The organism is Gilvimarinus sp. 1_MG-2023 (assembly GCF_030548285.1).
In genome coordinates this window covers 1-263 of the sequence record NZ_JAUOSC010001157.1, presented here as the reverse complement: position 1 = coordinate 263, position 263 = coordinate 1, and the positions used below count along the sequence as shown (strand labels likewise).

Genomic DNA, 263 nt, shown 5'->3' with positions numbered 1-263 from the left:
GCGCCGATGTGATGGCCGGGAAACGGGGCATTCTGGTGGTCGCAACCGGGCTTAACAATGTCGACCTCGAGACCGCCCAACAGCTGGGTGTACCAGTATTGAATGTCCAGAATTACGGCACCGCCTCGGTAGCCCAGCACACCATGATGCTGATGCTGTCACTGGCTGGCCAACTGCCACGTTATCAGCAAGATGTCGCTCAGGGTGCCTGGCAACAAAGTCCTTTCTTTTGTTTGATGAACCACCCGACCCGGGAGTTAACC

General features: G+C 56.7%; 1 pseudogene. It reads left to right on the top strand.

What is annotated here, in order from left to right:
- Positions 1 to 11 precede the first annotated feature (11 nt).
- Positions 12 to 263, top strand: a pseudogene (locus tag Q4563_RS20490) (glycerate dehydrogenase); the annotation flags it as partial.